The sequence below is a fragment of the Pseudomonas sp. RU47 genome (genome assembly GCF_004011755.1).
Classification (GTDB): Bacteria; Pseudomonadota; Gammaproteobacteria; order Pseudomonadales; family Pseudomonadaceae; genus Aquipseudomonas.
This window is the reverse complement of record NZ_CP022411.1, coordinates 6,213,351-6,226,823: the sequence shown is the minus strand read 5'-3', so window position 1 is coordinate 6,226,823 and position 13,473 is coordinate 6,213,351. Positions and strand designations below refer to the sequence as shown.

15 protein-coding genes are annotated in these 13,473 nt (G+C 60.7%); 12 read left to right on the top strand and 3 right to left on the bottom strand.

All coding sequences use genetic code 11. From position 1 onward, the window contains the following. The first annotated feature begins 3 nt into the window (after positions 1 to 3). From CCX46_RS28540 to madM, 11 genes are all read left to right on the top strand, one after another. Complete coding sequence (locus CCX46_RS28540) at positions 4 to 369, top strand: DUF6124 family protein (protein WP_127930101.1); 366 nt, start codon at positions 4 to 6, stop codon at positions 367 to 369. Between the two features lie 671 nt (positions 370 to 1,040). Further along, complete coding sequence (locus tag CCX46_RS28535; RefSeq protein WP_127930100.1) at positions 1,041 to 1,406, top strand: DUF6124 family protein; 366 nt, start codon at positions 1,041 to 1,043, stop codon at positions 1,404 to 1,406. 323 nt (positions 1,407 to 1,729) lie between these two features. Further along, positions 1,730 to 3,400, top strand: a complete 1,671-nt coding sequence (gene mdcA, locus CCX46_RS28530) for a malonate decarboxylase subunit alpha (protein WP_127930099.1) — start codon at positions 1,730 to 1,732, stop codon at positions 3,398 to 3,400. Then, entirely contained in the window at positions 3,400 to 4,272 is an 873-nt protein-coding gene (locus tag CCX46_RS28525; RefSeq protein WP_127930098.1) for a triphosphoribosyl-dephospho-CoA synthase, read from the top strand. Before mdcA ends, CCX46_RS28525 begins: the two co-directional genes overlap by 1 nt. Further along, positions 4,272 to 4,571 carry a malonate decarboxylase subunit delta gene (locus CCX46_RS28520; RefSeq protein WP_007913697.1) on the top strand — a complete coding sequence of 100 codons (300 nt, stop codon included), beginning with the start codon at positions 4,272 to 4,274 and terminating at the stop codon, positions 4,569 to 4,571. The genes CCX46_RS28525 and CCX46_RS28520 overlap by 1 nt, the downstream gene beginning before the upstream one ends. Then, positions 4,564 to 5,415, top strand: a complete 852-nt coding sequence (locus CCX46_RS28515; RefSeq protein WP_127930097.1) for a biotin-independent malonate decarboxylase subunit beta — start codon at positions 4,564 to 4,566, stop codon at positions 5,413 to 5,415. Before CCX46_RS28520 ends, CCX46_RS28515 begins: the two co-directional genes overlap by 8 nt. Beyond that, complete coding sequence (gene mdcE, locus CCX46_RS28510; protein ID WP_127930096.1) at positions 5,412 to 6,197, top strand: biotin-independent malonate decarboxylase subunit gamma; 786 nt, start codon at positions 5,412 to 5,414, stop codon at positions 6,195 to 6,197. The genes CCX46_RS28515 and mdcE overlap by 4 nt, the downstream gene beginning before the upstream one ends. After that, entirely contained in the window at positions 6,191 to 6,811 is a 621-nt protein-coding gene (locus CCX46_RS28505; protein WP_127930095.1) for a malonate decarboxylase holo-ACP synthase, read from the top strand. The genes mdcE and CCX46_RS28505 overlap by 7 nt, the downstream gene beginning before the upstream one ends. After that, positions 6,808 to 7,728: a malonate decarboxylase subunit epsilon gene (gene mdcH / locus CCX46_RS28500; RefSeq protein WP_127930094.1), complete on the top strand. Its 921-nt coding sequence runs from the start codon at positions 6,808 to 6,810 to the stop codon at positions 7,726 to 7,728. The genes CCX46_RS28505 and mdcH overlap by 4 nt, the downstream gene beginning before the upstream one ends. Positions 7,729 to 7,793: 65 nt before the next feature. Further along, on the top strand, positions 7,794 to 8,210 hold the full coding sequence (madL, locus tag CCX46_RS28495) for a malonate transporter subunit MadL (protein ID WP_038358777.1): 417 nt from the start codon (positions 7,794 to 7,796) through the stop codon (positions 8,208 to 8,210). A 1-nt stretch (position 8,211) separates the two neighbouring features. Next, the gene (madM, locus tag CCX46_RS28490) at positions 8,212 to 8,976 is read left to right on the top strand and encodes a malonate transporter subunit MadM (protein ID WP_064388097.1); all 765 of its coding nucleotides are present in this window, start codon (positions 8,212 to 8,214) and stop codon (positions 8,974 to 8,976) included. Between the two features lie 303 nt (positions 8,977 to 9,279). On the opposite strand, the gene CCX46_RS28485 is transcribed toward madM, so the two are convergent. Beyond that, positions 9,280 to 10,200 (bottom strand): LysR family transcriptional regulator, encoded by a 921-nt coding sequence (locus CCX46_RS28485; protein WP_034153639.1) that lies wholly within the window; start codon positions 10,198 to 10,200, stop codon positions 9,280 to 9,282. Positions 10,201 to 10,387: 187 nt separating this feature from the next. On the opposite strand from CCX46_RS28485, the gene trhA reads away from it, so the two are divergent. Continuing rightward, entirely contained in the window at positions 10,388 to 11,005 is a 618-nt protein-coding gene (gene trhA, locus CCX46_RS28480) for a PAQR family membrane homeostasis protein TrhA (RefSeq protein WP_038358773.1), read from the top strand. 149 nt (positions 11,006 to 11,154) lie between these two features. Here the strand turns inward: trhA and CCX46_RS28475 are convergent, their stop codons facing one another. Next, on the bottom strand, positions 11,155 to 11,874 hold the full coding sequence (locus CCX46_RS28475) for a 16S rRNA (uracil(1498)-N(3))-methyltransferase (RefSeq protein WP_127930093.1): 720 nt from the start codon (positions 11,872 to 11,874) through the stop codon (positions 11,155 to 11,157). Positions 11,875 to 12,017: 143 nt separating this feature from the next. After that, positions 12,018 to 13,424, bottom strand: a complete 1,407-nt coding sequence (locus tag CCX46_RS28470) for an adenosylmethionine--8-amino-7-oxononanoate transaminase (RefSeq protein ID WP_127930092.1) — start codon at positions 13,422 to 13,424, stop codon at positions 12,018 to 12,020. Between the last annotated feature and the right edge of the window lie 49 nt (positions 13,425 to 13,473).

Sequence of the window (13,473 nt, the reverse complement as noted above, 5' to 3'; positions counted from 1 at the left end):
AAGATGATTAAACCTACGCCTAACCCCCCGCTCGCAGATCCCGCATCCCCCTACGAATCCCCCGACTCCAAGAAATTCCACGAAGCCGCCGAACGCGCCCTCGACCATTACCTCGGCCCGACCAACGCCGATCTGATGGCCACGCCTTACACCCCCAACACGCTGTACATGGCCAACCCCCATGCCGACACCGAATCCCTGCTGGCTGATGCTAGCGAAACCCTCGGGTCGGCCACGGTGATGCTTAACAACCATGCGGCAATGGTGGAAGGTACGCACCGCAAGACTGTGCAAGGAATTGCGCAGGTGGTGATGGTGGCGGAGATGGCGGTCAATCGTTTGTTGGATAGGTTGGTGCCCACTGACTGATCCATTGGTCACGGTTGATCGTTCCCACGCGCAGCAAAGGAATGCAGCCAGGGACGCTCCGCGTCCCAAAAAGCCGAACGCAGAGCGTCCGTTGAGGCGTTCCCACGCAGAGCGTGGGAACGATCATCGGCGGGCTGATCCAGAACTTGCGGTGCTTCGGCTTGCCTCTTCGCGAGCAGTCTCGCTCCCACAATGGATCTCCAGTGATCCCGGATTTTGCGGACGACACAGCCCCCCTGTGGGAGCGAGCCTGCTCGCGAAAGCGCCAGTTGCAGCGCTGAATTCCGACAGACAAATCCTCAATCTCTGTGAGTAATAAACACCCTTTAGCTCAGCTGTTTAAAGACACTCTGTGTTACGGCTCCCTAGCCTACAAATCCTTGCGCCGCTGCCTACGCATGCACCAGAATCCGCCGGCTTGTGCGCCTTGGGCATGCTGCGTAACTTGATTCGCATCACTGATTTCCAGTGATCGGGTTTAGTAGCCCGTCATATTTGGGGCGTATAGCTCATCAGACAGTCAGGTACTCCATACCTGCACTTTATGGTGGTTGTGCGCAGGGCGCTTCGGCGCGCCGGTTTCCCAGATCCCCGGTCTACTAACCTGCGCACAGCTGCCTCCACTTCTTTTAGTAGGGAAGCGGTGGCTAGCCCGAATGAGGATCTGGTAAATGTTCAAAGTAACGCCAAACCCGCCGGTCACCGACCCGGCATCCCCCTACGAATCCCCCGATTCGAAGAAATTCCACGAAGCCGCCGAACGCGCCCTCGACCATTACCTCGGCCCGACCAACGCCGACCTGATGGCCACGCCTTACACCCCCAACACGCTGTACATGGCCAACCCCAATGCCGACACCGAATCCCTGCTGGCCGACGCCAGTGAAACCCTCGGCTCGGCCACGGTGATGCTTAACAACCATGCGGCAATGGTGGAGGGTACGCACCGCAAGACTGTGCAAGGTATTGCGCAGGTGGTGATGGTGGCGGAGATGGCTGTTAACCGTTTGTTGGACAGGTTGGTGTCGACGGAGTGACTTAAAAGCTGAACCCTCACCCCAGCCCTCTCCCGGAGGGAGAGGGGGCCGACCGAGGTGTCTGGCGTTGTACATCGACCTGAAATACCCAGTCGATTATGGATCTGGTAACCCTGGTAAATTCCGGATTCAGTGCAACACTCCCAGGTCGGCGCAATTCCCGAATATCCCCCAATCAGTCCCCTCTCCCTCCGGGAGAGGGCTAGGGTGAGGGCGGCTCTTGATCGTTACCCTGAGCGTAACGATTCACCACCGCGCTTGATTGATGCCCCCACCCCACACGCCTACCTTAGCTCCACGACAGCGAACCCCGTGGAGTGAGCATGACAACAACAATTTCCCCCGACTCGCGCTGGACGCGGCGGCGCGATGAGAAGCAGCGCCGGCTCGACAAGGTGCGCGGGCTGGCCGACGGTGTGGTGTTGCCCACCGACAAGATCGTCGCCGCGCTCGAAGCGCTGATCCACCCCGGCGACCGTGTGGTGCTGGAAGGCAACAACCAGAAGCAGGCGGATTTCCTCTCCCGTTCGCTGGCCAAAGCCGACCCGGAAAAGCTCCACGACCTGCACATGATCATGCCCAGCGTCGGCCGCTCCGAGCACCTCGACCTGTTCGAACGCGGCATCGCCCGCAAACTGGATTTCTCCTTCGCCGGCACCCAGAGCCTGCGAATCAGCCAGTTGCTGGAAGACGGCCTGCTGGAAGTCGGCGCGATCCACACTTACATCGAGCTCTATGCGCGGCTGGTGGTGGACCTGATTCCCAACGTCGTGCTCTCGGCCGGGTTCATGGCCGACCGCGCCGGCAACATCTACACCGGGCCGAGCACCGAAGACACCCCAGCGCTGATCGAACCAGCCGCCTTCAGCGACGGCATCGTCATCGTCCAGGTCAACCAATTGGTCGACGACGTCAGCGAGCTACCGCGCGTGGACATTCCCGCGTCGTGGGTCGATTTCGTCGTGGTCGCCGACAAGCCGTTCTACATCGAACCGCTGTTCACCCGCGACCCACGGCACATCAAGCCCGTGCACGTGCTGATGGCGATGATGGCGATCCGTGGCATCTACGAAAAACACAATGTGCAGTCGCTCAACCACGGCATCGGTTTCAACACCGCCGCTATCGAATTGATCCTGCCGACCTACGGCGAATCCCTCGGCCTCAAAGGCAAGATCTGCCGCAACTGGACGCTCAACCCGCACCCAACGCTGATCCCGGCGATCGAGAGCGGTTGGGTCGAAAGCGTGCATTGTTTCGGCACCGAACTGGGTATGGAAAACTACATCGCCGCGCGCCCGGACGTGTTCTTCACCGGCCGCGACGGCTCGCTGCGTTCCAACCGGATGTTCTGCCAACTCGCCGGGCAATACGCGGTGGACCTGTTTATCGGCGCGACGTTGCAGGTCGATGGCGATGGCCATTCCTCAACCGTGACCCGTGGCCGCCTTGCCGGTTTCGGCGGTGCACCGAACATGGGCCACGACCCGCGCGGTCGGCGTCACGGCACCGCGGCGTGGCTGGATATGCGTCATGACGATTCGCAGCAACCGATGCTCGAACGCGGCAAAAAGCTTGTGGTGCAAATGGTCGAGACCTTCCAGGAGGGCGGCAAACCGACCTTCGTCGAAACCCTCGACGCCGTGGAAGTGGCGAAGAAAAGCGGCATGCCGCTGGCGCCGATCATGATCTACGGCGACGACGTCACCCACCTGCTCACCGAAGAAGGCATCGCCTATCTGTACAAGGCGCGTTCGCTGGAAGAGCGCCAGGCGATGATCGCTGCGGTCGCCGGCGTCACCGCCATCGGCCTGCGCCACAACCCGAAAGACACCGAACGCATGCGCCGCGAAGGCCTGATCGCCTTGCCCGAAGACCTCGGCATCCGCCGCACCGACGCCACCCGCGAACTGCTCGCGGCGAAGAGCGTGGCCGATCTGGTCGAGTGGTCCGGCGGCCTGTACAACCCGCCCGCCAAATTCAGGAGCTGGTAATGCACGCATTTAACCTGCAAGCGAAACCGCTTTCTCTGGCTGATCGATTGGCCGATCTGGCGGTGGACGCGCTGATCGACGAAGCCGATCTGTCGCCGAAACCGGCGCTGGTCGACCGTCGCGGAAATGGCGCGCACACCGATTTGCACCTGGGTCTGATGCACGCTTCGGCGCTGTCGTTGTGGCCGGCGTTCAAGGAAATGGCCGAAGCGGCAGTTGCAATCGGCGAAGTCGATTCAACGTTGCGCGAAGCGATTGGCCGCATCGGTCGCGAAGGTGAGCAATCGATGCTCGCGACCACCAACGGCGTGAACACGCATCGTGGTGCAATTTGGGCGTTGGGATTGTTGGTGACGGCCGCTGCACTGGAACCGCAATCCTCCAGCGCCAATGCCGTCACCCTGCGCGCCGCACGTCTGGCCTTGCTGGATGACCGCTACGCACCCAAACCGTTGAGCCACGGCGCCCAAGTCGCCCTGCGTTTCGGCGCACGCGGTGCTCGTGAAGAAGCGCAACTCGGCTTCCCTTCGGTGCTGCAACGCGGTCTGCCGCAACTCAAGCTCAGCCGTGCCCAAGCAAGCGGCGAACAGAACGCCCGGCTCGACGCCTTGCTCGCAATCATGACGAATCTGGCCGACACCTGCGTGCTCTACCGCGCTGGCGAAGAGGGTTTGCAGGCCATGCAACACGGCGCGCAAGCGGTGCTCGACGCCGGTGGCAGCGCCAGCCTCAGCGGTCGACGCCGCTTGCACGAACTCGATCAACAACTCATCGCATTGAATGCCTCGCCCGGTGGCGCCGCCGACTTGCTCGCCGCCACGCTGCTGCTCGATCGCATCGAGCGCGACGGCATCCTTCAGGGAGCGTTTTGATGGAAACCCTATCGTTTGAATTCCCCGCCGGGCAGCCGCCACGCGGTCGTGCGCTGGTCGGTTGTGTCGGTTCGGGTGATCTGGAAGTGCTGATCGAACCAGGCCTGGCCGGCAAGCTGACGATCAATGTGCAAACCTCGGTCAACGGTGCGCAGCTGCGCTGGCAGCATCTGTTTGCGCGGATGTTCGACGGCACCACGCCGCCGGCGATGGCCATCGATATCCACGATTTCGGTGCGACGCCGGGGGTGGTGCGCTTGCGTCTGGAACAAGGTTTCGAGGAGATCGGCCATGACTGACAGCGCCGCGTTGCTCAACAAACACAGCTTCGTCGAACTCGGTGCGCGGCAACGGGCGAAGGCCTTGCTCGATGCCGGCAGCTTTCGTGAATTGCTCGACCCGTTTCAACGGGTGATGTCGCCGTGGCTTGAACGCCAGGGCGTGGTGCCGCAGGCCGATGACGGCGTGGTGATCGCCAAGGGCAGCCTCGACGGTTTGCCGGTGGTCATCGCCGCGATTGAAGGCGCGTTTCAGGGTGGCAGCCTTGGCGAAGTCGGCGGGGCGAAGATTGCCGGCGCGCTGGAACTGGCGGCTGAAGACAACCGCAAAGGCATTCCGACCCGCGCGGTGTTGCTGCTGGAAACCGGTGGTGTGCGCTTGCAGGAAGCCAATCTCGGACTGGCGGCAATTGCTGATATTCATGCGGCGATTGTCGATTTGCAGCAGTACCAACCGGTGGTCGGCGTGGTCGCGGGTAGCGTTGGGTGTTTCGGCGGTATGTCGATTGCGGCGGCGCTGTGCAGTTATTTGCTGGTGACTCAGGAAGCACGCCTTGGTTTGAACGGGCCGCAGGTGATTGAGCAGGAAGCTGGTATTGAAGAATACGACTCTCGCGACCGGCCATTCATCTGGAGCCTGACTGGCGGCGAGCAGCGTTTTGCCAGTGGTCTGGTGGATCGGTATGTCGCCGATGACGTGGCGAAGATTCGTCAGCAGGTAGGTGAATTGCTCCAGCAAGGTTTGCCGAAGCAACCGCGCAGCCAGCGCGCCGAATGGTTTCTGCAACGCCTGAGCAATCTGAACACTGACCCGCAAATCGAACCGTCGGTGGTTCGCGATCTGTATCAAGGAGAGCGCTCATGAGCGGTTATTCGCTGCGTGGTTTGAACTGGTTCAACGCCTTGAGCGCGGGCGCTGTCGCGGTCGAAGGGCTGCCGCCATCGTTGAGGGTTGCTGACAGTGAGCTGGGGCGTTTTATCGCGGTGGTCGCTGATCCGGACAATCGTTTTCCGCGTGCTCGTAATGGCGAAGTCGGCTTGCTCGAAGGCTGGGGCTTGGCCAAGGCTGTGGATGACGCGATCACTGCTGATCGTGATAAAGCGCAAAAACGCCCGATCATCGCCATCGTCGATGTGCCGAGCCAGGCTTACGGTCGGCGCGAAGAGGCCCTCGGCATTCATCAGGCGCTGGCCGGTGCGGCGGACAGTTATGTCCGTGCGCGTCTGGCCGGGCATCCGGTGATTGCGTTGTTGGTCGGTAAGGCGATGTCCGGGGCGTTTCTGGCTCACGGTTATCAGGCCAATCGTTTGATCGCGCTGCGTGATCCGGGCGTGATGGTGCATGCCATGGGCAAGGCTTCGGCGGCGCGGGTGACGTTGCGCAGCGTTGAAGAACTGGAAGCGCTGGCCGCCAGTGTGCCGCCGATGGCTTATGACATCGACAGTTATGCCAGCCTCGGATTGCTCTGGGAAACCTTGTCGGTGCAGCAGATTGAACAGCCGACGGTGGAGGATCTTTCGAGAGTTAACGAATGCCTGAAGCAAGCCATCGGCGATGTCGTCAGTACTGATCTGAGCAATCGCCTCGGCGCGAAGAATCGTGCGGCTTCCAGCAAGGTTCGCGAACTGCTGAGGGCGCAGTGGTGAATACGCCTCTGGCCCACGACCTGCTCTGGGGCATGACCCCGGCGCAGTTGCCGGCGGATGCGCCGCTGTGGGCAGTCGAGTCATTGGCCGCCGGGCAACCGGTGGTAGTGCGGCGGGCGTTGAGTGCAGAAGGTTTGGTCGCGGTCGGCGTGCGCGGTGTGTTGCGCGAGCAGCGGTTGGCGGCGTTTATGGCGGTCGATTCGATTGCCTGTCGCGTCAGTCCCGAAGCGCTGTGTCACGTCGACAGCGAGCGCGATCTGCCGGTCATGCAGGCGCTCAAACAGCTGCGGCCGATGCTCGACGATTGCGGTTGGGTCTGGGGAGTCAGCGGCAGCGTTGGCTTTGAACTGGCCAGTGGTTCTAAAGCGATGCACGCTGCCAGTGACCTCGATTTGATTCTGCGTACGCCGCAGCTGATCACCCGTAATCAGGCACGCAAACTCGTGGAGCTTTTCGATCAGGCCGTGTGCCGGGTCGACATGCAGTTGCAGACGCCGTTCGGTGCTGTGGCATTGCGTGAATGGGCCAGCGGATCTGCGCGCGTGCTGCTGAAAAACGAGTATCAGGCCTGTTTGGTGACTGACCCGTGGAACCCGCAGGAGCAGGCAGCGTGAGCAGTCTGCTGGTGTTCCCCGGCCAGGGTGCGCAGCAAGCGGGCATGCTGCAGCGCTTGCCTCGCGAGACCTTGGTCGAGGCCAGTGATGTGCTCGGCGAAGATGTCTCGCTGCTGGATTCCAGCGCAGCGTTGCGCACGACAAGGGCAGTTCAGCTATGCCTGCTGATCGCCGGCGTCACGGGTTCACGGCAGTTGTTGCAGGACGGACTCACGGCGGATTACGTCGCCGGTCTGTCCATCGGCGCTTACCCGGCAGCGGTGGTTGCCGGTTCTTTGAGCTTCAGCGATGCGTTGCACCTGGTCAGCCTGCGCGGTGAGTTGATGCAACAGGCTTATCCACAGGGCTACGGCATGACCGCGATCATCGGGCTGCAATTATCCACAGTCGAAACGCTGCTGGCGCAGGTGCACAGCGAGGATTCGCCGGTGTATCTGGCCAACATCAACGCCGATAACCAAGTAGTGATTGCTGGCTCCGACAAGGCGATGCAAACCGTGGCCGAACTGGCGCGCAGTCGCGGCGCTGGTCTGGCAAAACGTTTGGCAGTGAGCGTGCCGTCGCACTGCCCATTGCTGGAAAAACCGGCGCAAACCCTCGCCGAAGCCTTCGCCAAGGTTGAACTGAAAACCCCGAAAATCGCCTACCTGAGCGGCAGTCGCGCACGTCCTGTGAGCAAAGTAGAAGCGCTGCGCGACGACCTCGCCTTCAACATGTGCCGCGTGGTGGATTGGCGCGGCACTGTGCAAAGCGCTTACGAGCGCGGCGTGCGTTTACAGATCGAACTGCCGCCCGGTGCGGTGCTGACCGGGCTGGCGCGCCGGGTATTCGAGCAAGGCACCGTGACTGCCTTCGACAGTGCGCGTCTCGACACCTTGCAGGCGCTGTTGCGTGAGGAGGGTAGCCGCCAACTCTAAAACCGCCGACTCAAGCTTCGAACAACAAAAACAACATTCGACGATGCACTTTGAGGACTACAACAATGATTATTTACGGTGTGGCGCTGCTCGCGATCTGTACGTTGGCAGGGGTGATCATGGGTGACATGCTCGGCGTGTTGTTGGGCGTCAAATCCAATGTCGGCGGGGTCGGCATCGCCATGATCCTGTTGATCTGCGCGCGGTTGTGGATGCAGAAGCGCGGCGGCATGACCAAGGAGTGCGAGATGGGCGTCGGCTTCTGGGGCGCGATGTACATCCCTGTGGTGGTGGCGATGGCTGCGCAACAAAACGTCGTCACGGCGCTGCATGGCGGGCCGGTGGCGGTGCTGGCGGCGATCGGTTCGGTGGTGGTTTGTGGCTGCACGATTGCCTTGATCAGCCGCACGCATAAAGGCGAGCCATTGCCTGATGAACCGGCGGAAATCTCCCCGGTCGGCACGCCAGTAGGAGGTCGCTGATATGTGGGATCTCATCGAGAAAGGTCTGGAGCATAACGGGCTGGTCACTGCATTCGCTTTTGTCGGCGTGATCATGTGGGTGTCGGTGGTTCTGTCCAAACGCCTGACGTTCGGACGCATTCACGGCTCGGCGATTGCCATCGTTATTGGTCTGGTTTTGGCGTGGGTCGGCGGCACCATGACCGGTGGCCAGAAAGGCTTGGCGGATCTGACGTTGTTCTCCGGTATCGGCCTGATGGGCGGGGCGATGCTGCGTGACTTTGCGATTGTGGCCACGGCGTTTGAAGTGCAGGCGACCGAGGCGAAGAAGGCCGGGATGATTGGTGTGATTGCGCTGCTGCTGGGCACGATTCTGCCGTTCATTGTTGGCGCGTGCATGGCCTGGGCGTTCGGTTATCGCGATGCGGTGAGCATGACCACCATTGGCGCGGGTGCGGTGACTTATATCGTCGGGCCGGTGACCGGTGCGGCGATTGGCGCGACCTCGGATGTGATGGCGCTGTCGATTGCCACCGGGTTGATCAAGGCGATTCTGGTGATGGTCGGCACGCCGGTCGCGGCGCGCTGGATGGGCCTGGATAACCCGCGTTCGGCGATGGTGTTTGGTGGCTTGGCCGGGACTGTCAGCGGCGTTACAGCTGGATTGGCGGCGACGGATCGGCGGTTGGTGCCTTATGGGGCGTTGACCGCTACTTTCCATACCGGGCTGGGGTGTTTGCTTGGGCCATCGCTGTTGTTCTTCATCGTTCGTGGGATTGTGGGCTGAAGATCAAGAGCCCCTCACCCTAGCCCACTCCCGGAGGGAGAGGGAACTGACCGCGTTGTTTTGGCGTTATACATCGACCTGAAATTCCTGAGTCGAACTCAGGTTCTGAAAAGCCCCCGATCTGCTCCCTTTCCCCTCTACCCTTTGAGGGAGAGGGGACTGACCGAGTTGGATGTTGGAGGTACGCCGACCTGAAATTCCTGAGTCGAACTCAGGTCTTGAAACCCACGAAGATCTGCTCCCTTTCCCCCTCTACCCCTTGGGGGAGAGGGCTGGGGTGAGGGGGTAGCTCTTGATCTTGATCTAAACCCCAGCCTGCCGATTCGCATACATCCGACACTCCGCCAGCAACGCCAGCAAATTCGGGTCCCTTTCCTTGGCCTTCAAAAACACCACGCCAATGTGCTGCTGCAACCGGTACTTCTCCTGCAACGGAATCAGCTTCACCCGATTCTCATACACCGCCGCAATCCGTCCCGGCAGCAACGCGTAACCCACCCCAGAGCTGACCATGCTCAACAGCGTGAAGATGTCATTCACCTGCATCGCCACCTTCGGCTCGAACCCCGCCTGCTTGAACACCCGGTTACCGTCCTGATGCGTGGCAAAGCCCTGAGTCAGGGTGATGAAAGTCTCATCGCGCACTTCAGCCAGATCCACTTCACTGCGTTGCGCGAACTTTGAATCCGCCGGCGTGGCGAGGAAGATATCGTCGGAAAACAGCGCAATCTGCTCGCAATCCGGGTCGTTGATGCTGTCGTCCAGCGACACCAGAATCGCGTCGACTTCCATGTTCTTCAGCTTGTACAGCAGGTCGATATTCGAGCCGAGGATCAGGTCGATGTTGAGTTCGCTGCGGCGGATCTTCAGGCCCATGATCAGTTGCGGTACGGTTTTAACGGTCAGTGAATACAGCGAGCCAAGCTTGAAACGTTCGGCGGAGAACCCGGCGGCTTCGCGGGTCAGGCGCACGCTTTCGACAACGTCGTTGATCAGCTTCTGCGCGCGTTCCTCCAATACATAGGCACTTTCCAGCGGCGTCAGATTGCGGCCTTCGTGTTTGAACAGCGGGCAGCGCAGGGCGCTTTCCAGCGAGTGAATCGCGCGGTGCACGCTGACGTTGCTGGTCTGCAACTCGGCAGCAGCACGGGCGAGGTTGCCGGTGCGCATGAAGGCGAGGAACACCTCGAGTTTTTTCAGGGTCAATTCTTCGTCGATCAGCATGGCGCGGACTCTTTTTGGAATGCGTCGATTGTGCCTTGAAGATCAAAAGATCGCAGCCTTCGGCAGCTCCTACATTGGAATGCGTTCGAAGGTAGGAGCTGCCGAAGGCTGCGATCTTTTGATTGCGCTTTTACGCTCAAGGCCGGAGCCTTGCGCGCTGCGGTAATGAATATGAGGTAAGCAATACATGTATCACGGAGAACGATTGAACGCCTGGACCCATCTGGTCGGGGCGGTGGCGGCATTTATTGGTGGCGTCTGGATGTTGGTGATTGCCTGCCTGGACGGCAGCCCGTGGAAGATTGTCAGTGTGGCGATTTACGCGTTTACCTTGCTGGTGCTCTACAGCGCCTCGACCGTGTACCACAGCGTGCGCGGGCGCAAGAAAGCGATCATGAAGAAGGTCGATCACTTTTCAATCTACCTGTTGATTGCCGGCAGTTATACGCCGTTCTGCCTGGTCACCCTGCGCGGGCCGTGGGGCTGGACGCTGTTCGGGATTGTCTGGGGGCTGGCGTTGATCGGCATCCTGCAAGAGATCAAACCGCGTTCCGAAGCGCGGATTCTGTCGATCGTGATTTACGCGGTGATGGGCTGGATTGTGTTGGTGGCGGTCAAGCCGCTGATCGCGGCGCTGGGCACTACCGGGTTTGCCTGGCTGGCGTCGGGCGGGGTTTTGTATACGGTGGGGATTATCTTTTTTGCCTTGGATCACCGGCTGCGGCATGCGCATGGGATCTGGCATCTGTTTGTGATCGCGGGGAGTTTGCTGCACTTTGTCGCGATCTTGTTTTACGTCCTCTAGAGACGCCACCATCCCCCTGTGACTGATCGTTCCCACGCTCTGCGTGGTAACGCCTCCTGTGACGCTCTGCGTCACGTCGTATGGGACGCTCTGCGTCCCGGGCTGCATTCCCACGCAGAGCGTGGGAACGATCAGTCCGGCAAAAAGGTTTAGAAATCCCCCCAAAGCTGCTGGGCCACCGCCAGTGCCACCACTGGCGCGGTCTCGGTACGCAATACGCGTGGGCCGAGGCGAGCGGCGTGGAAACCGTTGCCTTTGGCTTGCTCGACTTCAGCGTCAGTCAAACCGCCTTCAGGCCCGATCAGAAACGCCAAAGTCGCCGGTTTGGCATGACTCACCAACGGCTCCGCTACCGGGTGCAGCACCAGCTTCAACTCGGCTTCGGTCTGCTTGATCCAGTCCGCCAGCAACACCGGCGGATGAATCACCGGCACCCGCGAACGACCACACTGCTCGCAGGCGCTGATCGCCACCTGACGCCAGTGCAGCAGGCGTTTGTCGGCGCGTTCGTCCTTGAGGCGGACTTCGCAGCGGTCACTGAAGATCGGCGTGATTTCATTCACGCCCAGCTCGGTGGCTTTCTGAATCGCCCAATCCATCCGCTCGCCACGGGACAGGCCCTGGCCTAGGTGGATGTGCAGCGGCGATTCGACCTGACCGGCGAATTGCTCATTGATCTGAACGGTCACGCGCTTCTTGCCGACTTCCAGCAGAGCGCCGCGAAACTCATGGCCAGAACCGTCGAACAACTGCACCGCATCGCCCTCGGCCATGCGCAGCACGCGGCTGATGTAATGCGCCTGGGCTTCCGGCAATTCGTGTTCGCCAGTGCTCAGGGGGGCGTCGATAAAGAAGCGGGACAGTCTCATTTCGGGTCTCTGGAAAGATGTGAATCAGGTGGATCGGTGTCGACTTCATTCGCGAGCAGGCTCGCTCCCACAGTTGAAATGCATTCCCCTGTGGGAGCGAGCCTGCTCGCGAAAGCGGTAGTTCGGGCGCCACAAATTTTGAATCAACCCGGATCGCGGAAACCGGGATGGAAGTCTTTTGGCACGGCCACACTGACGCTGTCACGCGTAGCAATGTCGATGCCTTCGCTGGCGACTTCGGCGAGGAAGTCGATCTGCTCCGGGGTGATCACGTACGGCGGCAGGAAATACACCACGCTGCCCAGCGGCCGCAGCAGCGCGCCACGCTCCAGCGCATGCTGAAACACCTTCAAGCCACGACGTTCCTGCCAAGGGTAGGCCTCTTTCGTGGCTTTATCCTTGACCATCTCGATGGCCAGAACCATGCCGGTCTGACGCACTTCGGACACGTTCGGGTGATCGACCAGATGCGCCGTCGCCGAGGCCATGCGCTGGGCCAGCGCCTTGTTGTTCTCGATGACGTTGTCCTGCTCGAAGATATCCAGCGTTGCCAGTGCCGCCGCGCACGCCAGCGGGTTGCCGGTGTAGCTGTGTGAATGGAGAAATGCACGCAAGGTTGGATAGTCGTCGTAGAAAGCGCTGTAAACCTCGTCGGTGGTCAGGCACGCCGCCAGCGGCAGATAGCCGCCGGTCAGGGCTTTCGACAGGCAGAGGAAGTCCGGACGGATGCCAGCCTGTTCACAAGCAAACATCGTCCCGGTGCGGCCAAAGCCAACGGCGATTTCGTCGAGGATCAAATGCACGCCGTAACGGTCGCAGGCTTCACGCAGCAACTTCAGATACACCGGGTGATACATGCGCATGCCACCGGCGCCCTGAATCAACGGCTCGACGATCACTGCCGCGACGCTGTCATGATGCTCTGCCAAGGTCTGTTCCATGGCGGCGAACATATTGCGCGAGTGTTCTTCCCAGCTCATGCCTTCGGGGCGCCCGTAGCAATCCGGGCTCGGCACTTTGATGGTGTCCATCAGCAGCGCTTTGTAGGTCTCTGTGAACAACGGCACATCGCCGACCGCCATCGCCGCCATGGTTTCGCCGTGGTAGCTGTTGGTCAGAGTGATGAAGCGCTTCTTGTTCGGTTGACCGCGATTGAGCCAGTAGTGAAAGCTCATTTTCAACGCGACTTCGATGCAGGACGAACCGTTATCGGCGTAGAACACCCGGTTCAGCCCTTCCGGCGTCATCTTCACCAGACGCTCGGACAACTCGATCACCGGTTGATGGCTGAAGCCGGCCAGAATCACGTGTTCCAGTTGATCGACCTGATCCTTGATGCCCTGATTGATGCGCGGGTTGGCGTGGCCGAACACGTTGACCCACCAGGAGCTGACGGCGTCGAGGTAGCGCTTGCCTTCGAAGTCTTCGAGCCAGACGCCTTCGCCGCGCTTGATCGGGATCAGCGGCAGCTGTTCGTGGTCTTTCATCTGGGTGCAGGGATGCCACAACACCGCGAGGTCGCGTTGCATCCACTGGTTATTCAGGCCCATTTACAGTCTCCTCGAGGCGGCTCGCGACAGGCGCGGGCAAACAATCGCG